The sequence below is a fragment of the Escherichia sp. Marseille-Q3837 genome (assembly GCF_916618735.1).
Classification (GTDB): domain Bacteria; phylum Pseudomonadota; class Gammaproteobacteria; order Enterobacterales; family Enterobacteriaceae; genus Escherichia; species Escherichia ruysiae.
The window spans coordinates 1,526,614-1,551,389 of sequence record NZ_CAKAKC010000001.1; the positions used below are offsets into that span (position 1 = coordinate 1,526,614).

Genomic DNA, 24,776 nt, shown 5'->3' on the forward strand with positions numbered 1-24,776 from the left:
TACTTTGGAGTTTTAAAATGTCTCTAAGTACTGAAGCAACAGCTAAAATCGTTTCTGAGTTTGGTCGTGGTGAAAACGACACCGGTTCTACCGAAGTTCAGGTAGCACTGCTGACTGCACAGATCAACCACCTGCAGGGTCACTTTGCAGAGCACAAAAAAGATCACCACAGCCGTCGTGGTCTGCTGCGCATGGTTTCTCAGCGTCGTAAACTGCTCGACTACCTGAAACGTAAAGACGTAGCACGTTACACCCAGCTCATTGAGCGTCTGGGTCTGCGTCGCTAATTCTTGCGAGTTTCAGAAAAGGGGCCTGAGTGGCCCCTTTTTTCAAGCTAACGGCAGCAATTCACTGGAAACTAATGTATTGTTGCTATGAATGATCTTCCGTTGCAGAGGTTCGCGCGGCTAATGAGAGGCTTTACCCACATCAGGCTGGGTTAGGGTTGTCATTAGTCGCGAGGATGCGCAGAAGATCGGGTATTAACACCAGCGCCGTTAAGGTGCTGTCTAAGAAAGAGAAAGGATATTACATTGCTTAATCCGATCGTTCGTAAATTCCAGTACGGTCAACACACCGTAACTCTGGAAACTGGCATGATGGCGCGTCAAGCCACTGCCGCTGTTATGGTTAGTATGGATGACACTGCGGTATTCGTTACCGTTGTTGGTCAGAAAAAAGCCAAACCAGGTCAGGATTTCTTCCCACTGACCGTTAACTATCAGGAGCGTACCTACGCTGCTGGTCGTATCCCGGGTAGCTTCTTCCGTCGTGAAGGCCGCCCAAGCGAAGGCGAAACCCTGATCGCGCGTCTGATTGACCGCCCGATTCGCCCGCTGTTCCCGGAAGGCTTCGTCAACGAAGTTCAGGTTATCGCCACCGTGGTTTCTGTTAACCCGCAGGTTAACCCGGATATCGTCGCGATGATTGGTGCTTCTGCAGCACTGTCTCTGTCTGGTATTCCGTTCAATGGTCCGATTGGTGCTGCCCGTGTGGGTTACATCAATGATCAGTACGTATTGAACCCGACCCAGGACGAGCTGAAAGAGAGCAAACTGGATCTGGTTGTTGCGGGTACTGAAGCCGCTGTACTGATGGTTGAATCTGAAGCTGAACTGCTGAGCGAAGACCAGATGCTGGGCGCAGTGGTGTTCGGTCATGAACAACAGCAGGTTGTTATTCAGAACATCAATGAACTGGTGAAAGAAGCCGGTAAACCGCGTTGGGACTGGCAGCCGGAGCCGGTAAACGAAGAGCTGAACGCACGCGTTGCTGCACTGGCTGAAGCTCGTCTGAGCGATGCTTACCGCATCACCGACAAACAAGAGCGTTATGCGCAGGTTGACGTGATCAAATCTGAAACCATCGCGACGCTGCTTGCTGAAGACGAAACCCTGGACGAAAACGAACTGGGTGAAATTCTGCACGCTATCGAGAAAAACGTTGTTCGTAGCCGCGTACTGGCAGGCGAACCGCGTATCGACGGTCGTGAAAAAGATATGATCCGTGGTCTGGATGTCCGTACTGGCGTGCTGCCGCGTACTCACGGTTCTGCGCTGTTCACCCGTGGTGAAACTCAGGCGCTGGTTACCGCAACGCTGGGTACTGCACGTGACGCGCAGGTTCTTGATGAACTGATGGGCGAGCGTACCGATACCTTCCTGTTCCACTACAACTTCCCTCCGTACTCCGTAGGCGAAACTGGCATGGTCGGTTCTCCGAAGCGTCGTGAAATTGGTCACGGTCGTCTGGCGAAGCGTGGCGTGCTGGCTGTAATGCCGGATATGGACAAATTCCCGTACACCGTACGTGTTGTGTCTGAAATCACCGAATCCAACGGTTCCTCTTCTATGGCTTCCGTGTGCGGCGCTTCTCTGGCGCTGATGGACGCAGGTGTGCCGATCAAAGCCGCCGTTGCGGGTATCGCAATGGGTCTGGTGAAAGAAGGCGACAACTACGTTGTACTGTCTGACATTCTGGGTGACGAAGACCATCTGGGCGATATGGACTTCAAAGTTGCGGGTTCCCGCGACGGTATCTCTGCATTGCAGATGGATATCAAAATTGAAGGTATCACCAAAGAGATCATGCAGGTTGCGCTGAACCAGGCTAAAGGTGCGCGTCTGCATATCCTGGGCGTAATGGAACAGGCGATCAACGCGCCACGTGGCGATATCTCTGAGTTCGCTCCGCGTATCCATACCATCAAGATCAACCCGGACAAGATCAAAGACGTTATCGGTAAAGGCGGTTCTGTTATCCGTGCCCTGACCGAAGAAACCGGCACAACCATCGAAATCGAAGATGACGGTACTGTGAAGATCGCAGCGACCGACGGCGAGAAAGCGAAACATGCTATTCGTCGTATCGAAGAGATCACTGCAGAAATCGAAGTGGGCCGCGTCTACAATGGTAAAGTGACCCGTATCGTTGACTTTGGCGCATTTGTTGCCATCGGTGGCGGTAAAGAAGGTCTGGTACACATCTCTCAGATCGCTGACAAACGCGTTGAGAAAGTGACCGATTACCTGCAGATGGGTCAGGAAGTGCCGGTGAAAGTTCTGGAAGTTGATCGCCAGGGCCGTATCCGTCTGAGCATTAAAGAAGCGACTGAGCAGTCTCAACCTGCTGCAGCACCGGAAGCTCCGGCTGCTGAACAGGGCGAGTAAGGTTGCCATTTGCCCTCCGCTGCGGCGGGGGGCTTTTAACCGGGCAGGACGCCTTGTTAGCAACCGGGAACAGGACGTTCATTCAACCGTGGTCTTCGGGAGTGGGAAATGAAGCCTTTTTTGCGCTGGTGTTTCGTTGCGACAGCACTTACGCTTGCAGGATGCAGTAATACTTCCTGGCGTAAAAGTGAAGTCCTCGCAGTGCCATTGCAACCGACTTTACAGCAGGAAGTGATTCTGGCACGTATGGAACAGATCCTTGCCAGTCGGGCTTTAACCGATGACGAGCGCGCACAGCTTTTATATGAGCGCGGAGTGTTGTATGATAGTCTCGGTCTGAGGGCATTAGCGCGTAACGATTTTTCGCAGGCGCTGGCAATCCGACCGGATATGCCTGAAGTATTCAATTACTTAGGCATATATTTAACGCAGGCAGGCAATTTTGATGCTGCCTATGAAGCGTTTGATTCTGTACTTGAGCTTGATCCAACTTACAACTACGCGCACTTGAATCGCGGGATCGCATTATATTACGGCGGTCGTGACAAGTTAGCGCAAGATGATCTGCTGGCGTTTTATCAAGACGATCCCAATGATCCTTTCCGTAGTCTGTGGCTTTATCTCGCCGAGCAGAAGCTCGATGAGAAGCAGGCTAAAGAAGTGTTGAAACAGCACTTCGAAAAATCGGACAAGGAGCAGTGGGGATGGAACATTGTCGAGTTCTACCTGGGCAACATTAGCGAACAAACGTTAATGGAAAGGCTCAAGGCGGACGCAACGGATAACACCTCGCTCGCTGAGCATCTCAGTGAAACCAACTTCTATTTAGGTAAGTACTACCTAAGTCTGGGGGATTTGGACAGCGCCACGGCACTGTTCAAACTGGCGGTTGCCAACAACGTTCATAACTTTGTTGAGCACCGATACGCATTGTTGGAATTATCGCTCCTGGGCCAGGACCAAGATGACCTGGCAGAATCGGACCAGCAATAGCTGACGTACACATCAGCCCGTAATCTTATTTGATTGCCATCACCTTAACGGGTGAGGGCGTTGTTGTTCGTTAATACACCTACTTTGAGCCGGTTCACACTTTTCAATGAAAATTGCTGATCAATTTCATGATGAGTTATGTAGACTGGCCGCCATTAATTTTGAGGCACACGTACTACATGGCTGAATTCGAAACCACTTTTGCAGATCTGGGCCTGAAGGCTCCTATCCTTGAAGCCCTTAACGATCTGGGTTACGAAAAACCATCTCCAATTCAGGCAGAGTGTATTCCACATCTGCTGAATGGCCGCGACGTTCTGGGTATGGCCCAGACGGGGAGCGGAAAAACTGCAGCATTCTCTTTACCTCTGTTGCAGAATCTTGATCCTGAGCTGAAAGCACCACAGATTCTGGTGCTGGCACCGACCCGCGAACTGGCGGTACAGGTTGCTGAAGCAATGACGGATTTCTCTAAACACATGCGCGGCGTAAACGTGGTTGCCCTGTACGGCGGCCAGCGTTATGACGTGCAATTACGCGCCCTGCGTCAGGGGCCGCAGATCGTTGTCGGTACTCCGGGCCGTCTGCTGGACCACCTGAAACGTGGCACTCTGGATCTCTCTAAACTGAGCGGTCTGGTTCTGGATGAAGCTGACGAAATGCTGCGCATGGGCTTCATTGAAGACGTTGAAACCATTATGGCGCAGATCCCGGAAGGTCATCAGACCGCTCTGTTCTCCGCCACTATGCCGGAAGCGATTCGTCGCATTACCCGCCGCTTTATGAAAGAGCCGCAGGAAGTGCGTATTCAGTCCAGCGTGACTACCCGTCCTGACATCAGCCAGAGCTACTGGACTGTCTGGGGTATGCGTAAAAACGAAGCACTGGTACGTTTCCTGGAAGCGGAAGATTTTGATGCGGCGATTATCTTCGTTCGTACCAAAAATGCGACTCTGGAAGTGGCTGAAGCCCTTGAGCGTAACGGCTACAACAGCGCCGCGCTGAACGGTGACATGAACCAGGCGCTGCGTGAGCAGACTCTGGAACGCCTGAAAGATGGTCGTCTGGATATCCTGATTGCGACCGACGTTGCGGCTCGTGGCCTGGACGTTGAGCGTATCAGCCTGGTGGTTAACTACGATATCCCGATGGATTCTGAGTCTTACGTTCACCGTATCGGTCGTACCGGTCGTGCAGGTCGTGCTGGCCGCGCGCTGCTGTTCGTTGAGAACCGCGAGCGTCGTCTGCTGCGCAACATTGAACGTACTATGAAGCTGACCATTCCAGAAGTAGAACTGCCGAACGCAGAACTGCTGGGCAAACGCCGTCTGGAAAAATTTGCCGCGAAAGTACAGCAGCAGCTGGAAAGCAGCGATCTGGATCAATACCGTGCACTGCTGAGCAAAATTCAGCCGACTGCAGAAGGTGAAGAACTGGATCTCGAAACTCTGGCAGCCGCACTGCTGAAAATGGCACAGGGTGAACGTACTCTGATTGTTCCGCCAGATGCGCCGATGCGTCCGAAACGTGAATTCCGTGACCGTGATGACCGTGGTCCGCGCGATCGTAACGACCGTGGCCCGCGTGGCGACCGTGAAGATCGTCCGCGTCGTGAACGTCGTGATGTTGGCGACATGCAGCTGTACCGCATTGAAGTGGGTCGTGATGATGGTGTTGAAGTTCGTCATATCGTTGGCGCAATTGCTAACGAAGGCGACATCAGCAGCCGTTACATCGGTAACATCAAGCTGTTTGCTTCTCACTCCACCATCGAACTGCCGAAAGGTATGCCGGGTGAAGTACTGCAACACTTTACGCGTACTCGCATTCTCAACAAACCGATGAACATGCAGTTGCTGGGCGATGCACAGCCGCATACTGGCGGAGAGCGTCGTGGCGGTGGTCGTGGTTTCAGTGGCGAACGTCGTGAAGGCGGTCGTAACTTCAGCGGTGAACGCCGTGAAGGTGGTCGTGGTGATGGTCGTCGTTTTAGCGGCGAACGTCGTGAAGGCCGCGCACCGCGTCGTGATGACTCTACCGGTCGTCGTCGTTTCGGTGGTGATGCGTAATCATCGCTGAACAGCGAAAACAATCTGTAAAATAATATATACAGCCCCGATTTTAACAATCGGGGCTTTTTTTCTGTCTTTTGTACTCGCGTACTGGTACAGTGCAACACATAACAACGCAGTCGCACTATTTTTCACTGGAGAGAAGCCCTTATGGCAACACTAACCACCACCCAAACGTCACCGTCGCTGCTTGGCGGCGTGGTGATTATCGGCGGCACCATTATTGGCGCAGGAATGTTTTCTCTGCCTGTGGTCATGTCCGGTGCGTGGTTCTTCTGGTCAATGGCGGCGCTAATCTTCACCTGGTTTTGTATGCTGCATTCCGGTTTGATGATTCTGGAAGCTAACCTCAATTATCGAATCGGTTCGAGCTTTGACACCATCACCAAAGATTTGCTGGGCAAAGGCTGGAACGTGGTCAACGGCATTTCCATTGCCTTTGTGCTCTATATCCTGACTTACGCTTATATTTCTGCCAGCGGTTCGATTCTGCATCACACCTTCGCAGAGATGTCGCTAAATGTGCCTGCACGGGCGGCGGGATTTGGTTTTGCACTGTTGGTGGCGTTCGTGGTGTGGTTGAGCACTAAAGCTGTCAGCCGCATGACGGCGATTGTGCTGGGGGCGAAAGTCATTACGTTTTTCCTCACTTTCGGCAGCCTGCTGGGGCATGTACAGCCTGCGACATTGTTCAACGTCGCCGAAAGCAATGCGTCTTATGCACCGTATCTGTTGATGACCCTGCCGTTCTGCCTGGCGTCGTTTGGTTATCACGGTAACGTGCCGAGCCTGATGAAATATTACGGTAAAGATCCGAAAACCATCGTCAAATGCCTGGTGTACGGTACGCTGATGGCGCTGGCGCTGTATACCATCTGGTTGCTGGCGACGATGGGTAACATCCCACGTCCGGAGTTTATCGGCATCGCAGAGAAGGGCGGCAATATAGATGTGCTGGTACAGGCATTAAGTGGCGTGCTGAACAGCCGTAGTCTGGATCTGCTGCTGGTGGTGTTCTCTAACTTTGCGGTAGCGAGTTCATTCCTCGGCGTAACGCTTGGTCTGTTCGATTATCTGGCAGATCTGTTTGGTTTCGACGACTCGGCTCTGGGTCGCTTTAAAACGGCTCTGTTGACCTTTGCACCGCCTGTTGTGGGTGGCCTGCTGTTCCCGAACGGATTCCTGTATGCCATTGGTTATGCTGGCTTAGCGGCTACCATCTGGGCGGCAATTGTTCCGGCGCTGCTGGCTCGCGCATCGCGTAAACGCTTCGGTAGCCCGAAATTCCGCGTCTGGGGCGGCAAGCCGATGATTGTCCTGATTCTGGTGTTTGGCATTGGCAACGCACTGGTGCATATTTTATCGAGCTTTAATTTGCTGCCGGTGTATCAGTAAGGGTGAGGTCTGATGCCCTCACCCTAACCCTCTCCCACAGGGAGAGGGGACTGCCCGGCGCGGAAAATGCACTTACCCCAACAACTCCTCCTTCACATCCATCGCCAGCTCAAACGAATGCAGGCGCGCCTGGTGGTCGAAAATCTGCCCGTTAACCATAATCTCATCGGCGTCGGTTTCGCGCAGGATCGACTGCAAGCCATGACGCACTTTCGCTTTATCACCTACCAACGACATACTCAGCGCCTGCTGCACGCCATACTGCTCGGACGGCGACCAGAACTGATCCATATTCTGAATCGGCGGCGGCAGTTGCCCGGTTTCGCCACGGCGCAGCTTCACAAAGGCTTGCTGCATTGAGGTAAACAGAAATTCGGCATCGCGGTTGCTGTCGGCGGCGATAATATTGATGCACACCATCGCGTATGGTTTCTCCAGCCGTGCCGACGGTTTGAAGTTGCTGCGATAAAGATGCAACGCCTGGAACAGCATATCCGGCGCGAAGTGTGAGGCAAACGCAAACGGCAGACCAAGCTGCGCCGCCAGTTGTGCGCTGTAGAGGCTGGAACCTAACAACCACACGGGAATTTTCTCACCATAGCCCGGCACCGGACGCACATGCGGGTTTGGATCGCGGGCGTCAAACCAGTCCACCAGCTCTGCAACATCACGGGGGAAATTATCAATATCGCCGCTCATATGGCGACGCAGTGCCATCATTGTCCGTTGATCGCTGCCCGGAGCACGACCCAGCCCCAAATCGATTCGCCCCGGATAGAGCGTATTGAGCGTGCCAAACTGTTCGGCAATCACCAACGGTGAGTGGTTAGGTAACATCACGCCGCCGGAACCCAGATGCAGCGTGGTGGTGTTCGCCGCCAGATAGCCAATTAACACCGATGTGGCAGCACTGGCAATGCCGGTCATATTGTGGTGTTCCGCCAGCCAGTAGCGATGATAGCCGCGCTTTTCAGCCAGACGGGCGAGATCGAGAGAGTGGGAGAACGCTTCCCGCGCTGAAGAACCTTCGGGGATGGGAGCCAGATCGAGTAGCGAAAAAGGAATAGTTTTATCAGTCATAACAGCTCACTTTGTTACCGATTAATCTTTAATACTGCATTAAAGAGTAGTTAAAGTTGTTAACAAAGTGAGCTATTTACTTACGCTTGCAGCTCCAGCCCAGCCAGCCGTCGCCAGTAGCCGTTACAATCGCTGTTTGCCGTCAATGGCAGTGGAGCAGCGCCATTTTCATTGGCGCGGAAGGCGTCGAGCATAGCGAAAGTGTCAGCACCCTGCGGCGACAGACGAACCACATCAACCAGCCCCTGCATGGATGCCAGCTCGTTACCGAGGTTGTAAACATAGCCGCTCATGGTCTGAATGCCGTTGAGCACAAACACTTGCTGATTCTCTTGCGACAGCACGTTGCGCCCGTTCGGATACTTAATGCAGCAGGTTTCGCACTCATCTTTCGGGCGGTCTTCCGAACGCGCGGTAAAGCAGCGGGCAGAGTACGCCAGAGGCAGATGACCGTAGCTCAGGACTTCCACTTCAAACTGGTTGCGAATGCCCAGCTCATCGCACTGATTGAGCAGATTCACCAGCCAGTCGCGGGAAAGCTCCACTGGCATACACCAGCGCATCATGCCCTGTTTGAGCAATATTTTCAGCGTCACCGCGTTGTAGCAGTTTAGCGCGTGCCCGGCGACGAACGGCAGTTTACGTTCAGCGCACATATTCACCACGCCGAGATCGCTGGCTTCAATCAGGAACTCACCATTCTCAACATAGCGTTTCAGTTCGCCCAGTTCGGAGGATGCCTGCACCAGCGCCAGCGTGGAGAGCACAATCTGCTTGCCACTCCCGGCGAGCGATTTTGCCATCTCCAGCCAGTCGCCAACTTTGGTTGCCCGACGCTTGCTGCACACGGCTTCACCGAGATAAATCACATCGGCGCTGCTGGTGGCGGCCTGCTGATAAAATTCTTCCAGCGTCTCTTTTGGCCAGTACCACAGCACTGGCCCTAAGGAATATTTCATTGCTTTTCTCACTGCCATTTACGGTGATACGCGCCAAGGGTGGTTTGCGTGCCTTCGGACATCGACCCGAGCGTCTCCATCCACGCGCTTTGCGGTACGAAGTTTTGCGGATCGGCTTTACAACGGTCGATAGCCTGACGCCAGACTTTCGCCACCTGGCTGACATACGCCGGGCTACGCTGGCGGCCTTCAATTTTCACCGAAGCAATATTTGCCGCCATTAACTCTGGCAGTAGTTCCAGGGTATTGAGGCTGGTTGGTTCTTCCAGCGCGTGATAGCGCTCGCCGTCCACCAGATAACGCCCTTTACACAGCGTCGGATAACCTGCGTTTTCGCCGTCCTGATAACGGTCGATCAGCACTTCGTTCAGGCGAGATTCCAGCCCCTGCGGCGTTTGCTGCCAGCGCACGAAACGGGCCGGAGAACACGCACCCACAGTGTTGGGCGACTCACCCGTCAGATACGACGACAGATAGCAACGGCCTTCCGACATAATGCACAGGCTGCCGAAAGCAAACACTTCCAGCGGGACAGGTGTGACCCGTGCCAGTTGTTTCACCTGATGAATCGACAACACGCGCGGCAGCACCACGCGGGCAACATCAAAATGGCGATGATAAAAGTTAATCGCCTCTTCATTGGTCGCTGAAGCCTGCACCGATACGTGACGCTCAATATGTGGATAACGCTCGGCGGCGTACTCCAGCATGGCGAGGTCGGCGAGGATCAGCGCGTCGGCACCCAGCTGCGCCGCCATATCCACGGCGCGCTGCCAGCGGGCGTAACCGTCCGGGTGCGCAAAAGTGTTAATCGCGATGTGAAGTTTGCGGCGATGTTGATGGACAAAACTCACCGCTTCCTGCAATTTTTTCTCGGTAAAGTTAAGGCCGGCGAAGTGGCGGGCATTGGTATCATCTTTTAGCCCGATATAAACAGCATCTGCGCCGTTTTCGATGGCCGCCTTAAGCGCCGGGAGATTTCCGGCAGGGCAGAGCAGCTCCATAATTTTTCCTGAAGGTTGCGCTATCAAAGCGCAAAAATGTTAACGAACTGGGATTTTAGTTAACCTTGCTGCGACAATTTTTGATTTAAGGCAGTTAAAGTTGTATTGGTGGTAGCAGCAATTTCATATGGAATTGTTGATTTATACCGCTATGTTATTTTCCTGATATGGCAAAATAGGACGATTGTTGAAACAGGGAGTAAAACTCGTGTTGGATAAACTGCGTTCCCGTATTGTGCATTTGGGGCCATCTCTGTTGAGTGTACCGGTAAAACTGACGCCATTTGCGCTAAAACGCCAGGTTCTTGAGCAGGTCTTAAGCTGGCAATTCCGTCAGGCGCTGGACGACGGCGAGCTTGAGTTTCTTGAAGGCCGCTGGTTAAGTATTCATGTGCGTGATATTGACCTGCAATGGTTTACCTCGGTGGTGAATGGCAAACTGGTTGTCAGCCAGAACGCGCAAGCTGATGTGAGTTTTAGTGCCGACGCCAGCGATCTGCTGATGATTGCGGCGCGTAAACAGGATCCGGATACGCTCTTCTTCCAGCGTCGACTGGTGATTGAAGGCGATACGGAGCTGGGGCTGTATGTGAAAAACCTGATGGACGCCATTGAACTGGAGCAAATGCCGAAAGCCTTACGCATGATGCTGCTGCAACTGGCGGATTTTGTTGAGGCGGGAATGAAAACCACGCCTGAAACCAAACAGACATCGGTAGGTGAACCATGCTAATTCGAGTAGAAATTCCCATTGATGCGCCGGGTATTGATGCCCTGCTGCGTCGTTCATTCGAAAGCGATGCGGAAGCGAAGCTGGTTCACGATCTGCGTGAAGATGGCTTTCTGACGCTGGGGCTGGTGGCGACAGATGACGAAGGTCAGGTCATTGGTTATGTGGCATTTAGTCCGGTAGATGTGCAGGGCGAAGATCTGCAATGGGTTGGCATGGCACCGCTGGCGGTTGATGAAAAATACCGTGGACAGGGGCTGGCACGCCAACTGGTTTATGAAGGACTCGATTCGCTTAATGAGTTCGGCTATGCCGCAGTGGTGACGCTGGGCGATCCGGCGCTGTACAGTCGTTTCGGCTTTGAACTGGCGGCACATCACGATCTGCGTTGCCGCTGGCCGGGCACTGAAAGCGCCTTCCAGGTACATCGTTTAGCGGATGACGCGCTGAATGGCGTAACTGGTCTGGTTGAATACCACGATCATTTCAATCGCTTTTAATCTCCGGGGTTTGCAGACTGCTTAACAGCTCTGCAAACCCTGCGCCTTCCGCTACCAGACGCTCTTTCTGCCGTTTGGTTAGTTGCTTAACGCGATATTCTGCCCGTAACGCCAGCGAACGGTCGCCAACTGGTGCGGAAAACGCCAGCGTCAGTTCACCTTTCCCACGCAGTGCTTTCGCCCCTTTACCGCTCTGGTGCTGCTGATAGCGACGTTCGACATCCGTGGTAATCCCGGTATAAAGCTTATTATCGGCGGTACGAATCAAATAGAGATACCAGGGTGTCATCGTTTGTGTCACATGTTAAGGTCAGGCCAACAGTATAAAAGAGAACAGCAATGGAAACACTCACCGCCATCAGCCGTTGGCTGGCAAAACAACATGTTGTCACCTGGTGTGTGCAGCAGGAAGGGGAACTGTGGTGCGCCAATGCCTTTTATCTTTTTGATGCACAGAAAGTCGCCTTCTACATTTTGACGGAAGAAAAAACGCGTCACGCGCAGATGAGCGGATCGCAGGCGGCTGTTGCTGGAACGGTAAACGGTCAGCCGAAAACAGTAGCGTTAATTCGTGGCGTGCAATTTAAAGGTGAGATCCGCAAACTGGAAGGTGAGGAAAGCGACCTTGCGCGTCAGGCGTACAATCGCCGCTTTCCGGTTGCCAGAATGCTGTCGGCACCGGTTTGGGAAATCCGGCTCGATGAAATCAAATTCACCGACAACACGCTGGGCTTTGGTAAAAAAATAATTTGGTTACGTGACTCAGGCACCGAGCAGGCGTAACGCCTCGCGGTTAAACGCTGGCAGATCGTCCGGCGTCCGGCTGGTAACCAGCTGATCTTTATCGACCACCACTTCCTGATCGTAAAATTCCGCGCCCGCGTTTTTAACATCAATAATAATCGGTTTAACGGCGGTCAGCTTACGACCGCGAATCACATCGGCGCTAATCAGCAGTTGCGGGCCGTGGCAGATAGCGAAGACCGGTTTACCGCTATTCACAAAATCTCGCGTGAAGGTGACAAAACGATTATCACCACGCAGATAATCCGGTGAATGACCACCAGGAAGCAGCAGGGCATCAAACTCTGCTGGCGTCACTTCATCGATGGATTTATCGATAGTCACGCTGGCTTCCCCTTTTTTTCCTTTCACCGTTTTACCCGCTTGCTTTTCAATGGTGACAACTTCGTGTCCGGCTTTACGAAATGCATCTGCGGGTGAAGTAAATTCTGAATCCTCAAATTCATCAGTGATTAAAACTGCAATCTTTTTACTCATGCTTCCTCCGCGTTGTTGCATTGAATGAGGCGAATTTCCCACAATCGGGGATAATTACCTCGTAGACTATTAAGCCTGGTGCATGTACCGGGGAGTGCAAGGCGGACAATTCTGTAAAGGAGCGAAGATGAGTCAGGTACTGATTACAGGCGCAACGGGGCTGGTGGGCGGTCATCTACTGCGGATGTTGATTAACGAACCGAAAGTAAACGCCATTACTGCGCCGACGCGACGCCCGTTGGGCGATATGCCAGGCGTGTTTAATCCCCATGATCCACAACTGACCGACGCGCTGGCGCAGGTCACCGATCCGATAGATATTGTGTTTTGTTGTCTTGGCACCACGCGGCGGGAGGCGGGTAGCAAAGAAGCGTTTATTCATGCCGATTACACGCTGGTCGTGGACACCGCGTTAACCGGACGGCGGCTGGGTGCACAGCATATGCTGGTGGTTAGTGCGATGGGCGCAAACGCGCATTCGCCGTTTTTCTATAACCGCGTCAAAGGGGAGATGGAAGAAGCGCTAATTGCCCAGAACTGGCCGAAACTGACCATTGCGCGTCCGTCGATGTTGCTGGGCGATCGTAGCAAACAGCGGATGAACGAAACGCTTTTTGCGCCGCTGTTTCGTTTGCTGCCTGGCAACTGGAAATCCATTGATGCACGGGATGTGGCGCGGGTCATGCTGGCAGAAGCCATGCGGCCTGAACATGAAGGGGTGACTATTTTAAGCTCTTCAGAACTACGCAAAAGAGCTGAATAATTATTCCCAAGGATTGATAGTGAGCGTAATATTCACGCGCTCAATTATCATAACTTATTCCTGGGGAATGCTATGACTGGTCAGTCTTCATCTCAGGCGGCAACGCCCATTCAGTGGTGGAAACCCGCGCTTTTCTTTCTCGTTGTCATTGCCGGACTTTGGTATGTGAAATGGCAACCCTACTACGGCAAAGCGTTTACCGCCGCCGAAACCCACAGTATCGGTAAATCTATCCTCACGCAGGCGGATGCCAATCCGTGGCAGGCAGCGTGGGATTACGCGATGATCTATTTCCTTGCGGTATGGAAAGCGGCGGTGCTGGGGGTGATGCTTGGGTCGTTGATTCAGGTGCTGATTCCACGTGACTGGTTGCTGCGTACGCTTGGGCAATCGCGCTTTCGCGGGACGCTGCTGGGAACGCTGTTTTCGCTACCAGGTATGATGTGTACCTGCTGTGCGGCACCGGTCGCGGCGGGGATGCGTCGCCAGCAGGTGTCGATGGGCGGTGCGCTGGCATTCTGGATGGGGAATCCGTTGTTAAACCCGGCGACGCTGGTGTTTATGGGGTTTGTTCTCGGCTGGGGCTTTGCGGCGATTCGTCTGGTTGCGGGGCTGGTGATGGTGTTGTTGATTGCGACACTGGTGCAAAAATGGGTGCGTGAAACACCGCAAACGCAGGCTCCGGTCGAAATTGACATGCCAGAAGTGCAGGGCGGATTTTTTATCCGCTGGGGCAGGGCGCTATGGACGCTTTTCTGGAGTACAATCCCGGTTTACATCCTTGCAGTACTGGTGTTGGGTGCCGCTCGCGTCTGGCTATTCCCCCATGCCGATGGTGCTGTCGATAACAGCCTGATGTGGGTGGTGGCGATGGCGGTGGCAGGATGCTTGTTTGTCATTCCCACGGCAGCAGAAATTCCGATTGTACAAACGATGATGCTGGCAGGCATGGGAACCGCTCCGGCGCTGGCATTGTTGATGACGCTCCCGGCGGTGAGTTTGCCGTCACTGATTATGTTGCGTAAAGCGTTCCCGGCGAAAGCCTTATGGCTGACAGGGGCGATGGTGGCAGTGTCTGGTGTGATTGTCGGCGGGTTGGCGCTGTTGGCCTAAGATGTTGGATGCTCCTGAATACAGCACTGGACGGTCCCCTCTCCCCTTTGGGGAGAGGGTTAGGGTGAGGGGAACAGGTCGGCTAAGGTGTGAATATTTACTTCAACGACCGATCAATGGCTTATTTAATAAACGTAAACGCCGTGGTCACCCGCTTCACGCCGCTCACCCGGCTGGCAATATCTGCCGCCGCTTTCGCTTCACGTTCAGTCACCAGTCCCATCAGGAACACTTCACCGTTTTCGGTGGTCACTTTCACGTTGGACGATTTCACCAGGTCGCTGGTTAACAGTTGCGAACGCACTTTGGTGGTGATCCACGTATCGTTAGACGCTTCGCCCAGACCAATCGGCTGCCCCTGACGAATCTCGTTATACACTTCGTTGGCACCGTCTACGCCCATAGCAATCTGTTTGGCGCGAGCCGAAAGTTCAGCATTTGGAGACTGCCCAACCAGCAGCACTTTGCCCTGATAGGCCGTTACATTAATGCGTGCTTCTTTCTTAATCTGTTCGTCTTTTGACAATGCGCTGTTCACGCGCACTTCCAGAGTACCATCGTCCACCTGGGTGCCGACACTGCGGGGGTCGGTCGCCGCTTTAGTACCCACAGCGGCAGTACCTACTACGGCAGCGGCAACACAACCTTGCAACAGCAGCGCGGAAATAAGGACTGCGATTGGCGATAATGCCTTCATGTATTCTCCTTAATCATCCTGGTGAGGGAAAAGCGTGTTATCGATCAGATCGCACAGGCAATTTACCGTCAGCATATGCATTTCCTGAATGCGAGCACTACGATGCGAAGGAATGCGGATCTCCACGTCCTGTGGCCCTAACAAACCGGCAAGTTCGCCGCCGTCATAGCCGGTCAATGCCACAATGGTCATATCACGTGTCACGGCGGCTTCAACTGCTTTTACGATATCGCGGCTGTTGCCACGGGTGGAAATGGCTAATAACACATCTCCCGCATGTCCCAGCGCCCGCACCTGTTTTGCATACACTTCATCATGTAAGCGATCGTTGGCAATCGCCGTTAAGACAACATTATCAGTATTTAGTGCAATGGCAGGTAGGCTGGGTCGTTCCGTTTCGAAACGGTTGATCATGCTGGCAGCAAAATGCTGTGCATTGGCAGCGGAAGTTCCATTACCACAACAGAGGATTTTGTTGCCATTGAGCAGAGACTGAACCAGCGTCATGGCTGCACGGGAGATGGCATCCGGAAGCGCCTCTGCCGCTGCAATTTGAGTTTGAATGCTTTCAGTGAAGCAAGCTTTGATTCTTTCTTGCACGCTAATCCTTAAACCTTAATTATGAGTGGTCATTAAAGGCGTCCTTAATCCACTCAACCTCATTCCCGGTGAAGGCTACCACATCGAACCGGCAATCCACAGTATCAAAACTCCCATTATGACGTGCGAGCCACAAGCGGGCAGTCTGTAATAATTTGTGTTGTTTGCTGCGGGTCACACTGGCTGCCGCGCCGCCATAAAGTGCAGAACGGCGGTAACGCACCTCGACAAAAACGGTGGTCTGGCCTTCATGCATTATCAGATCAATCTCGCCGCCACGCTCGTTCACGTTAGCGGCGACAAAGCGCAGTCCTTTGCCTTCCAGCCAGCGACGCGCTTGTGCTTCCCACGCATCGCCGGTCTGTTTAGTGGTTAACTGGCGGGGACTACCTGACCTTGTTGGTACTGTAGCCATGATAACTTCCTGTTAATCACGCAATCCGGGTTAGCCGTCAGACTTCCGGTATTACCGTTGATTTCAAAACCCTGAACCTGGCGCATTTGCGAGAAATGATTCGCCAGTGACCAGGCATCGACGCCCATCGCATACATGCGCGCCAACGAATAATCATTATTTACCGCACTGAGCGCCTGCTGCATTAACGGCAGATTACCGCCTGCCAGCATCGGGATTTCGCTGTACTGCAAGCCTTCCATCTCCAGTCGGAAATCCGGGCCAGCAGAGCCTCCTGCGCTGCGGGAGCTGGCGTACAACGTTGCACCGCTGTGACTGCCGTTACGCATGGCGATCATCGGTTTGATGAAGGCGATTTCGGCTGGCGTTGCCACAATGTACACCGCATCGACACGACCGCCATTATCGATGAACTGGTCTCCGGTCGGCGTGGTTTGCAGGGTTGGATTGTTGGTCGTCATGCCGGAGTCGGTTGTCGCTCTGGGTGTAATCGGGCTACCTGTTAAAGCGATACCTGAACGGCCGTTAACACCCGCGTGTAATTCGCTGGTGGAACCAAATTTTTGTTGCAAAACGGTGCCGCCGCCGAGTTTCTGCCACTCTTGCGCAAACGCATTGGCTACGCGATCGCCCAATGAACTGCGTGGGATCAGTACCAGCGGTGCTTGTTTACCCTGGTCACGAATATGACGCGCTGCATCGCGCGCTTCATCTTCTGGCGATAGCGCGAAGTAACAGATATTGGCGCGGTTTTCGATATTTTCCGGCTGATTGAGTGCCAGCACGTTCAGCGGGGTGTTGCTCTTGAGCAACTCCTCAACGTTATTTTTTAGCAGTGGACCGACTACAATACTCGCGCCATCCTGCTGAACCTGGTTGAGGATCTGGCTAAGTGGTTGTGATGAGGTATCGTAGATTTTCAGTTCTGCGGATGGATTCGCCGGAGAGCTTACCGCTGCGGTGCTTGCCGGAGGGGCGCTTACAGGCACCGGCTGTGCGGCGGTTTCTTCACCTGTCAGATCGCTAACAGACGCTTGTGCCGGGCTGGCAACGCCGTCTACGGTTTGCGGCTGGGGTTGTTCTGCTACGTTAGCGGCAGGCGCGGCTGCTACCTGAGCCGCTACTGGCTGAGTGCCGATATTTTTCGCCGCTTCAAAGCCTTGCTGAATAGTGCGGCCAAACACTGCGGCCTGACCATTCAACGGCAACAGCAGGGCGATTTTGTTGGTTGACGCAGGTTTAAACGCTTTTACATTTACCAACTGCGTTGGCAGCATTTTCGCGCCCGGATTGTTCGGGTAACGTTTCTGCCAGTCGGCGATCCCGGCTTTCATCATGTCGGGGTCATTGCGGTTATCAAACCAGATGCGTTGCAGATCCAGCCAGCCTTGTAGGATGTTTTCGTCGGCGTTGATCACCAGCGTATTCGCCTGCTGCTGGGTCATGGCGGAGAGCGCCTGCCAGGTGGCATCGATATTCTGCTGTTTTTCTTGCGCACCGAGTAACGGTTCCTGAGCAATTAATGCGCGCAATAAATCAATGGAAGGACGTCCCTGACTGGCATCGATTTTTGCCTGCCAGTAACGCGCCTGCTGGTTTTGCTCTAAATCTGCCGGAGTAATTTTAGCCAGCAAGGCCTGCGCGCCAGCAAAATCTTTTTGTGTCAGCTTAATCTCTACCGCCAGCAGAGATTTTTCGCGACGCTGGATATCGTTCAGTTCTTGCGGCAGCTGGTTAAACAGTTCAACCGCCTGCCCGGTTTTACCTTCTTTCACCAGTGCACGAATGGCGAGTAATTGCCAGTTGATCCTGGTATCATCAGAGCTTTGCTGCATCTGCTGAAGATAAAAGGCAGAATCGGCCTGCGCCGTGCCCTGCATATAGGCAGTGGACTGATCGGGGGTATGGGTGCCACAACCGGCGAAAATCAGGGCTGCCAGAACAACAGGCAGACAACGCGCGGCTTTCAAACGAGAAAATGTTGAGGGTACCATAATGTATCCAGTGATATTTTTTTTACGCAATTCTCAATATTAAATCGGCAATACGGACGACACAATGAAACAACACCAATCGGCGGATAATTCTCAAGGTCAGCTCTACATTGTACCGACGCCAATCGGCAATCTGGCGGATATCACCCAGCGTGCGCTGGAGGTATTACAGGCCGTTGATCTGATTGCCGCCGAGGATACGCGTCATACCGGTTTGCTGCTGCAACATTTTGGGATAAACGCCCGACTGTTCGCCCTGCACGACCATAACGAACAACAGAAAGCCGAAACGCTGCTGGCGAAGCTGCAAGAGGGACAAAACATTGCGCTGGTTTCTGATGCCGGAACGCCGCTGATTAACGACCCTGGCTACCATCTGGTGCGTACCTGCCGTGAAGCGGGGATTCGCGTGGTGCCGCTACCGGGACCGTGTGCTGCTATCACTGCATTAAGCGCCGCTGGTTTACCATCCGATCGCTTTTGTTATGAAGGCTTTCTGCCCGCCAAATCGAAAGGTCGCCGTGATGCGCTAAAAGCGATTGAAGCGGAACCGCGCACGCTGATTTTTTATGAATCGACCCACCGTCTGTTAGATAGCCTGGAAGATATCGTCGCGGTGCTGGGGGAGTCCCGCTACGTGGTGCTGGCGCGAGAACTGACCAAAACCTGGGAAACCATTCACGGCGCGCCCGTTGGCGAGCTGCTGGCGTGGGTCAAAGAAGATGAAAACCGTCGCAAAGGCGAAATGGTGCTGATTGTCGAAGGCCATAAAGCACAGGAAGAAGACTTACCCGCCGATGCACTACGCACGCTGGCGCTGCTACAGGCAGAACTGCCGCTGAAAAAAGCGGCGGCGCTGGCAGCAGAAATTCACGGCGTGAAGAAAAACGCGCTGTATAAGTATGCGCTGGAGCAGCAAGGGGAGTGATTACAGGCATTGCAGCAGGAATAGAGCTGCGATGCCTGTACTTGGTGAGTTAACGGCGACACATCTCATCAATTACGCATGTGAAGTGGTTATGCAGCCATAAAAACGAAGCCGGGATCGTGGTGGAGACTTTAGCCGTGAGAAAACGTTCTGTCGCATCCTGCTTTCCTTCGCCAGTCACCAGTAACAAAACTTCGCGGGCATTGAGAATATCCTTCAAGCCTAAGGTGATCCCGCGAGTCACGGGACGACCAGCGGTTTTTAACATCTCATGTTGCTGGGTTTTCGCGTCAAGTTGGCTGATATGGCAGGCCGGTTGCAGGCTTTCTCCCGGTTCGTTCAGCCCAAGATGACCGTTTTTCCCTAGTCCGAGAACGCACAAATCGAGACCGCCTTTGCGCGCAATCAGATTCGTTACCCGCTCGCACTCTGTCTCGTTTATCTCTTCGGAGCGAAAGCTGATGAGCTGGTCTTCACGTAACCCCAGCGGCTGCACGATATGCTGCTGAAGGAAAGTTTCGCAGGTGCCGGGCACGGTTAATGGCAGATCCACCCATTCGTCGAGCTTCACGAAGGTCAGTTGGCTGACATCAACGTGCTGCTGGTGGATTTTTTCTACCAGATAATGATACGTCAGTAATGGCGTCGCTCCGGTCGCCAGGCAAATCACGGCATTTGGTTTGCTACGGATCACGTCCAATAAATATTCGCTGGCGCGTTCACTTAACACCGTATAGTTTTCAACTTGCTGTAAGGTTTGCATGAGGAGAAATTCCTTGTGTAGAGAGGCACCACCAGGTGTGATACGGAGACCGATGACAAACGCCAAATTGCCTGATGCGCTACGCTTATCAGTCCTACATTGTTTCTGCAATATATTGAATTTGCATGATTTTGTAGGCCGGATAAGGCGTTCACGCCGCATCCGGCATGGACAAAGCGCACTTTGTCAACAATCTGAGGCTGCGTCAGATGCAGTGCCTCGTTCCATTTACAAAATGCCGAATGCGGAACAAACAATAGAGAGCACAAACGTCACGCCGATTAACAGCACCGGATGCGCTTTTTTCACCCGCAGGAAGTAATACATCAGCAGGGTGTAGGCCATCGGTAAAATGTTCGGGAAGACTTTATCGAAGAAATCCTGTTGCAGTGCGACGCTGTGGGTACTGTCGATAGCAAACGACGTCACCACGTTAATATGCACATACGAGGCAATCAGCCCGCCGATTACCGTGATTCCGAGGATGGTTGCCGAACGGGCGATCATTTGCGAGTTCTCTCGTACTTTATCGATCGCCTTCACGCCGACCGAATAACCGACGTGGGTCCAACCGACGCGCAGGAAAAAGATAAGCAGGTAAACGGCGAAAAACAGAATCGGCCCCAGCAGGTTTCCCTGGCTGGCGAATGATGAGCAAATCCCCGCCATAATCGGCAACAAGGTAAACCAGAAAATCGCATCGCCAATTCCCGCGATTGGGCCAAACAGCGCCACTTTCAGACCTTTAATGGTGTCGCGGTTTTCCCCTTTCTCTTCCATCGAAATTAATAACCCCATCAGGAATCCGACCAGATTTGGGTGGGTATTAATAAATTCGAGGTTATCTTTCATTGCCGCGCTTAAGCCCGGTTTGTCGTCCTTATAAATCTTTTTCAGGATCGGCAACATTGCCCAGGTAAAACCGCCTGCCTGCATCCTTTCGTAGTTAAAGCTCGCTTGCAGCAGCGACGAACGAAAGCCCAGGCGGGTGATATCTTTTTTACTGATTTCAGATCCCATTGCTGTAGTCCTCTTCTTCATTTTTACTGGCAACGGGCTGCGGTTGCGCTTGCTGCCGGGATTTCGCATTGAAAAACTCATACACCGCAAAGCCTGCGCCCAGTACGGCAACTGGCAACAGGTTGCTGACCTGGATGTAGCAAACAAACAGGAAACCGGCGATCAGGTAAGGAATATATTGCGCTTTGAACATCACGCGCAGCAGCAGGCCAAAACCAACGGCAGGCAGAATGCCGCCAGCCACTTCAAAGCCGTGGGTCAACCAGGCGGGCATTGCTTTTACCAGCGCCTGCATCGCACCCTGCGCCAGGTAAGTACAGAGGAAAGCAATCACCGCATACGAAAAGGCAACAATCAGCATCGTTGTCCAGTTAAGTCGGGAAAACGCTGCTGTATCCGCCTCTTGTGCGCATTTATCGGCTTTGGTCATAAATAATGAGAAAGCGGAATAGAAGAACAGAATGACGTATTGCATTAACAAACTAAACGGCAGGCCAAGACCAATTGCCGTTTTGGCATCGACGCCCGTAGACCACGCAATGACGGTGGTCATCAGACCCGCCATAATTGGGTTGGGCGGCTGAACACCCCCGGCAGGGGTTAATCCGGCGAAAGCCAGCTCTGTCAAGCCACCGGTAATTAAGCCAGTCTGAATATCACCGAGAATAGCACCTGTAAGGGTACAAACGATTATCGGGCGGAATAAAAATAAGGCTTCCAGCCAAAAATCAATCCCCAGAACGAAAACTAATGCCGCCAGGGATAATCCCTGAAGTAGGGTTATTTCATGCATTTTTATTACCTCAAACCAGTATTAAGGCGATGTTAGATTTAGTCAGGGATTTGTTCTTTTTGATCGCCCGGGACGTCCTGAATAAAAACATTCACACCACGTTGTTTAATAAAACGTAAGTCCGTGAGATCCTGGTCATCGACATAAACTTTACTACTTATTTGCTTTTTCCCTTCCGAGAAATGCATATTGCCGACGTTGACATCTTTCAGATCAATGCCACCTTCTACTAATTTACGTACCGTTTTCGGCGTACGGCAAATCAGGAAGATCTTCTGATGTGGTGCAGCTTTGCCGATGACATTAATGGTTTTTTCGACAGTAAAGAAACGGATACCAAAGCCGTAGGTTTCCGCAGTAATACCCATCAGTTTCTGTTGGATATCATCGTTAGCGACAACATCATCCACGACCACCAGCAGATTCGCACCGATGGTGGATGTCCAGGTCACGCCAACCTGGCCATGAACCAGACGGTTATCGATACGGGTTAAGAGAATATTTGGACTGCTCATTATGTAATCCTCACCATAAAAGTTTAATAATATAATTTTTTTAAATATATTATCGTTGCGACATTGTACTGATGTATTAATTAAGGTTTACTCATTTCCTTTGCCATTAAGGCACTATCCGATATTAGTCGAGCAGTACTTATTAATAAATCGTATAAATTTAATGGTTATGCTGAAATTCGATTCGCCGAACCACAGACATTAATTTTATTCCTGACAACGTCTTTCATTGCATCCATACCGACGCGCATATAATAGCGAGGATCATTACCCTGCGGGTTTTCCGCAAACCAGGCTTTAACCGCGCCGGCGAAGGCAATTTTCAATTCCGTGGCGACATTAACTTTCGTCACACCCAGTTTAATAGTCCAGCGAACAAATTCATCCGGGACATCGCTGGCGCCATGCAATACCAGAGGGATGTCTACCATTTCACGAATTTCCGCCAGCCGCTGAAAATCAATTTTCGGTATTTTCCTGTACAGGCCATGCGCCGTACCAATCGCCACCGCCAGGCTGTCGACGCCAGTCAGTTCGACAAAGCGTCTGGCTTCTTGTGGGTCGGTGAGGAACGCGCTTTCGGCGTCAACACTTATATCATCTTCCACGCCTCCCAGACGACCCAGTTCCGCTTCCACGCTGCAATCCTGCGAGTGGCAGAAGTCGACGACCGATTTCACCAGTTTTACGTTTTCAGCAAACGGGAAGTGACTGCCGTCGATCATCGCGCTGCGCACGCCAGCGTGGACTTTACGGCGAATATCATCGAGCGATTCGTGGTGGTCGAGATGCAGCACAAGCGGCATGTTGTAGGTTGTGGAATAGGCACTACACAGGGCGTAGATCTCTTCCAGCGCGATATGTTTAAAAGTCCCTGGCGTCCCGGCGAGGATCACCGGCGATCGCATTTCACTGCACACTTCGAGGATCGCCTGGATCGTCTCGGCGTTATGGATGTTAAACGCAGGCACCGCGTAGCCATTGGCCTGAGCGTCCTGTAACAGATATTTGGTGGAGATAATGCTCATAATGCGATCCTCTTATTCCTGCCACGGATGAATAATTACGCCTTGCACCACGCGGTTTACGGTGCCACTGGCTGATGGGGAATCCGGCGTATTGCCCATATGCAGCGACTGCATCAGTGCAAACGTCTGGGCGTACATCAGGAAGCAAAATGCCTGCTCAACGTCGATAAAGTGACGGGATGGCGGCAGGATGATATGCGGGCCGGCGGCAACAATGTCGTTGCTTTCAGCGGCGATGGCGATCACGCGCATTGCCTGGTTGTCGCGGCGGAGTTCTGCCAGCAGATCAAGATCATACTGACGGGTGTAGGGGTGGCTGGAGACAAACACCACGACCAGCGTTTCATCATCGACCAGCGATTTCGGGCCATGACGGAATCCGGTCGGGGAATCATAAAAAGCCGCCAGTTTACCCGCCGTCAGTTCCAGCACTTTCAGCGCCGACTCACGTGCCGCGCCCTGTAAGCCACCGCTGCCGAGATAAACGATCCGTTTCCACGGCGCGTAACCAAACACGCCTTCGCTGAAATCGCCGAGCGAGGTCAGGATCGCCTGGCAACGATCCGCCACGTCGCGGAAGGTCTGGCTGTTGATTGTCTCAGGCGCGAAAACCGCGAGGCAGCTGGCCATCATGGTGGTAATACTGCTGGTCATCGCAAAGCCGCGATCGTGCGTTTCTGCGGGCATCAGCAGGGCAAACGCGTTATCGCTGTTGAGCGCGTTTTGATAGAGATCGCCCGCTTCATTGCAGGTGATCGGCAGGTGATAGCACTCCGGTACAAATTGATTTGCCAGTTCCACGGCGGCGACGCTTTCCGGGCTATTGCCGGATCGACCGAAGGAGATCAGCAGCAGCGGATGCGCTGGATTCAGGTAGTCCATCGGATTGGTAACCAGATCGGTGGTCGGTACGGCGCTGAAGTTTTTGCCGGTATGGCTGGCGAGCCACGGCGCGATGATGTCACCGATAAATGCCGAGGTTCCGGCACCGGTCAGGATTACCCGCAGGTTCTCTTTGCGCAGTAACGGTTCAAGAAAGTTATTGAGCGCGGAACGTAGCGCGTCAATGTTGGCGAGCGAACGAAGCCACGCGCGAGGCTGATGGCGGATCTCTTCTTCAGTCCATGTGCCGGTGGTGGCAGGGGGGTAATTTTCTGGCATAACTCAATCCTTAGTCTGATGAACTTGACGTCGGGCGTTATAGCTTTCGCTTGCCTTTCGTTTCATTTCACTTGGTGATATCTTTCGTTGATTAAAATTTATAGAAAAGAAACTGAAAGTTCAATGAAGAAAAAAGAAATAAAACGAAATTTGTGATCGTTGAAAGAAAAGACAAGGGAAGATAAAGGGATTGTTTGATGGGGGGATATTTGCACCGATTGCCGGATGCGGCGTAAACGCCTTATCCGCCTGGCTGTCACCAACCGTAGGTCGGATAAGACGCGTCAGCGTCGCATCCGACAC

27 protein-coding genes and 1 pseudogene are annotated in these 24,776 nt (G+C 52.7%); 12 read left to right on the top strand and 16 right to left on the bottom strand.

The annotated features are described in order from the left end of the window. The first annotated feature begins 17 nt into the window (after positions 1-17). The 6 genes from rpsO (at position 18) to mtr (ending at position 7,129) form a co-directional block, all read left to right on the top strand. Positions 18-287 (top strand): 30S ribosomal protein S15, encoded by a 270-nt coding sequence (rpsO, locus tag LG381_RS07165; protein WP_000059470.1) that lies wholly within the window; start codon positions 18-20, stop codon positions 285-287. A 246-nt stretch (positions 288-533) separates the two neighbouring features. Next, positions 534-2,669 carry a polyribonucleotide nucleotidyltransferase gene (gene pnp / locus LG381_RS07170; RefSeq protein ID WP_000933927.1) on the top strand — a complete coding sequence of 712 codons (2,136 nt, stop codon included), beginning with the start codon at positions 534-536 and terminating at the stop codon, positions 2,667-2,669. Positions 2,670-2,777: 108 nt separating this feature from the next. Continuing rightward, positions 2,778-3,662 carry a lipoprotein NlpI gene (gene nlpI, locus LG381_RS07175; RefSeq protein WP_000802080.1) on the top strand — a complete coding sequence of 295 codons (885 nt, stop codon included), beginning with the start codon at positions 2,778-2,780 and terminating at the stop codon, positions 3,660-3,662. Between the two features lie 106 nt (positions 3,663-3,768). Then, positions 3,769-3,849 carry a protein YrbN gene (gene yrbN, locus LG381_RS07180; protein ID WP_010723222.1) on the top strand — a complete coding sequence of 27 codons (81 nt, stop codon included), beginning with the start codon at positions 3,769-3,771 and terminating at the stop codon, positions 3,847-3,849. Next, positions 3,842-5,731 carry an ATP-dependent RNA helicase DeaD gene (gene deaD, locus LG381_RS07185; RefSeq protein ID WP_001301504.1) on the top strand — a complete coding sequence of 630 codons (1,890 nt, stop codon included), beginning with the start codon at positions 3,842-3,844 and terminating at the stop codon, positions 5,729-5,731. Before yrbN ends, deaD begins: the two co-directional genes overlap by 8 nt. A 153-nt stretch (positions 5,732-5,884) precedes the next feature. Then, the gene (gene mtr, locus LG381_RS07190; RefSeq protein ID WP_222679660.1) at positions 5,885-7,129 is read left to right on the top strand and encodes a tryptophan permease; all 1,245 of its coding nucleotides are present in this window, start codon (positions 5,885-5,887) and stop codon (positions 7,127-7,129) included. A 72-nt stretch (positions 7,130-7,201) separates the two neighbouring features. On the opposite strand, the gene LG381_RS07195 is transcribed toward mtr, so the two are convergent. From LG381_RS07195 to LG381_RS07205, 3 genes are all read right to left on the bottom strand, one after another. Further along, positions 7,202-8,209, bottom strand: a complete 1,008-nt coding sequence (locus LG381_RS07195) for an LLM class flavin-dependent oxidoreductase (RefSeq protein ID WP_000130415.1) — start codon at positions 8,207-8,209, stop codon at positions 7,202-7,204. 80 nt (positions 8,210-8,289) lie between these two features. After that, positions 8,290-9,168, bottom strand: coding sequence for a U32 family peptidase (locus LG381_RS07200; protein ID WP_016159712.1), 879 nt, complete (start codon positions 9,166-9,168; stop codon positions 8,290-8,292). An 8-nt stretch (positions 9,169-9,176) separates the two neighbouring features. Next, positions 9,177-10,172, bottom strand: coding sequence for a peptidase U32 family protein (locus LG381_RS07205; RefSeq protein WP_000421305.1), 996 nt, complete (start codon positions 10,170-10,172; stop codon positions 9,177-9,179). A gap of 208 nt (positions 10,173-10,380) precedes the next feature. Here LG381_RS07205 and LG381_RS07210 point away from each other — a divergent pair, with 208 nt between their 5' ends. Both LG381_RS07210 and LG381_RS07215 read left to right on the top strand, forming a co-directional pair. Beyond that, a complete protein-coding gene (locus LG381_RS07210; RefSeq protein WP_001517154.1) occupies positions 10,381-10,905 on the top strand; it encodes an SCP2 domain-containing protein in 525 nt (174 codons plus the stop codon). Next, on the top strand, positions 10,899-11,402 hold the full coding sequence (locus tag LG381_RS07215; RefSeq protein WP_000908553.1) for a GNAT family N-acetyltransferase: 504 nt from the start codon (positions 10,899-10,901) through the stop codon (positions 11,400-11,402). Before LG381_RS07210 ends, LG381_RS07215 begins: the two co-directional genes overlap by 7 nt. Here LG381_RS07215 and yhbQ read toward each other — a convergent pair. Then, positions 11,389-11,691, bottom strand: coding sequence for a DNA damage response exodeoxyribonuclease YhbQ (gene yhbQ / locus LG381_RS07220; protein WP_000189371.1), 303 nt, complete (start codon positions 11,689-11,691; stop codon positions 11,389-11,391). The genes LG381_RS07215 and yhbQ overlap by 14 nt on opposite strands. 50 nt (positions 11,692-11,741) lie before the next feature. On the opposite strand from yhbQ, the gene LG381_RS07225 reads away from it, so the two are divergent. Continuing rightward, entirely contained in the window at positions 11,742-12,185 is a 444-nt protein-coding gene (locus LG381_RS07225) for a YhbP family protein (protein WP_000449460.1), read from the top strand. Here the strand turns inward: LG381_RS07225 and yhbO are convergent. Next, positions 12,165-12,683 (bottom strand): protein/nucleic acid deglycase, encoded by a 519-nt coding sequence (gene yhbO, locus LG381_RS07230; protein ID WP_000037602.1) that lies wholly within the window; start codon positions 12,681-12,683, stop codon positions 12,165-12,167. The two genes, LG381_RS07225 and yhbO, sit on opposite strands and share 21 nt — an antisense overlap. Positions 12,684-12,810: 127 nt before the next feature. On the opposite strand from yhbO, the gene LG381_RS07235 reads away from it, so the two are divergent. Together LG381_RS07235 and LG381_RS07240 are read left to right on the top strand one after the other, a co-directional pair. Further along, the gene (locus LG381_RS07235; protein WP_032226377.1) at positions 12,811-13,446 is read left to right on the top strand and encodes an NAD(P)H-binding protein; all 636 of its coding nucleotides are present in this window, start codon (positions 12,811-12,813) and stop codon (positions 13,444-13,446) included. Positions 13,447-13,518: 72 nt separating this feature from the next. Further along, a complete protein-coding gene (locus LG381_RS07240) occupies positions 13,519-14,559 on the top strand; it encodes a permease (protein ID WP_225762191.1) in 1,041 nt (346 codons plus the stop codon). 121 nt (positions 14,560-14,680) lie between these two features. Here the strand turns inward: LG381_RS07240 and dolP are convergent, their stop codons facing one another. From dolP to lpoA, 4 genes are read right to left on the bottom strand one after another with little or no spacing between them, the layout of a single operon-like run. Continuing rightward, positions 14,681-15,256, bottom strand: a complete 576-nt coding sequence (dolP, locus tag LG381_RS07245; RefSeq protein WP_000646033.1) for a division/outer membrane stress-associated lipid-binding lipoprotein — start codon at positions 15,254-15,256, stop codon at positions 14,681-14,683. A 9-nt stretch (positions 15,257-15,265) separates the two neighbouring features. Beyond that, positions 15,266-15,856, bottom strand: a complete 591-nt coding sequence (gene diaA / locus LG381_RS07250) for a DnaA initiator-associating protein DiaA (RefSeq protein WP_001158034.1) — start codon at positions 15,854-15,856, stop codon at positions 15,266-15,268. Between the two features lie 19 nt (positions 15,857-15,875). Beyond that, positions 15,876-16,271, bottom strand: a complete 396-nt coding sequence (locus tag LG381_RS07255) for a YraN family protein (RefSeq protein ID WP_000246839.1) — start codon at positions 16,269-16,271, stop codon at positions 15,876-15,878. Then, positions 16,229-18,265 (bottom strand): penicillin-binding protein activator LpoA, encoded by a 2,037-nt coding sequence (gene lpoA, locus LG381_RS07260; protein ID WP_225762192.1) that lies wholly within the window; start codon positions 18,263-18,265, stop codon positions 16,229-16,231. The genes LG381_RS07255 and lpoA overlap by 43 nt, the downstream gene beginning before the upstream one ends. Positions 18,266-18,329: 64 nt before the next feature. Between lpoA and rsmI the strand changes: the two genes are divergently transcribed. Further along, a complete protein-coding gene (rsmI, locus tag LG381_RS07265; RefSeq protein WP_000809263.1) occupies positions 18,330-19,193 on the top strand; it encodes a 16S rRNA (cytidine(1402)-2'-O)-methyltransferase in 864 nt (287 codons plus the stop codon). 49 nt (positions 19,194-19,242) lie between these two features. On the opposite strand, the gene LG381_RS07270 is transcribed toward rsmI, so the two are convergent. The 7 genes and pseudogenes from LG381_RS07270 to LG381_RS07295 all read right to left on the bottom strand — a co-directional run bounded on the left by LG381_RS07270 (position 19,243) and on the right by LG381_RS07295 (position 24,473). Beyond that, positions 19,243-19,956 (bottom strand): galactosamine-6-phosphate isomerase, encoded by a 714-nt coding sequence (locus tag LG381_RS07270; protein ID WP_001194195.1) that lies wholly within the window; start codon positions 19,954-19,956, stop codon positions 19,243-19,245. A gap of 68 nt (positions 19,957-20,024) precedes the next feature. Beyond that, positions 20,025-20,123 (bottom strand): annotated as a pseudogene (locus LG381_RS22320) (hypothetical protein); the annotation flags it as partial. 61 nt (positions 20,124-20,184) lie between these two features. Continuing rightward, entirely contained in the window at positions 20,185-20,976 is a 792-nt protein-coding gene (gene agaD, locus LG381_RS07275) for a PTS galactosamine transporter subunit IID (RefSeq protein ID WP_000534351.1), read from the bottom strand. Further along, the gene (gene agaC, locus LG381_RS07280) at positions 20,966-21,769 is read right to left on the bottom strand and encodes a PTS galactosamine transporter subunit IIC (RefSeq protein ID WP_032226370.1); all 804 of its coding nucleotides are present in this window, start codon (positions 21,767-21,769) and stop codon (positions 20,966-20,968) included. The genes agaD and agaC overlap by 11 nt, the downstream gene beginning before the upstream one ends. 38 nt (positions 21,770-21,807) lie before the next feature. After that, positions 21,808-22,284 carry a PTS galactosamine transporter subunit IIB gene (agaB, locus tag LG381_RS07285; protein ID WP_222679656.1) on the bottom strand — a complete coding sequence of 159 codons (477 nt, stop codon included), beginning with the start codon at positions 22,282-22,284 and terminating at the stop codon, positions 21,808-21,810. A 167-nt stretch (positions 22,285-22,451) separates the two neighbouring features. After that, positions 22,452-23,312: a tagatose-bisphosphate aldolase subunit KbaY gene (gene kbaY / locus LG381_RS07290; protein ID WP_000022777.1), complete on the bottom strand. Its 861-nt coding sequence runs from the start codon at positions 23,310-23,312 to the stop codon at positions 22,452-22,454. A 12-nt stretch (positions 23,313-23,324) separates the two neighbouring features. After that, positions 23,325-24,473: an AgaS family sugar isomerase gene (locus LG381_RS07295; protein ID WP_001114846.1), complete on the bottom strand. Its 1,149-nt coding sequence runs from the start codon at positions 24,471-24,473 to the stop codon at positions 23,325-23,327. Positions 24,474-24,776 lie beyond the last annotated feature (303 nt).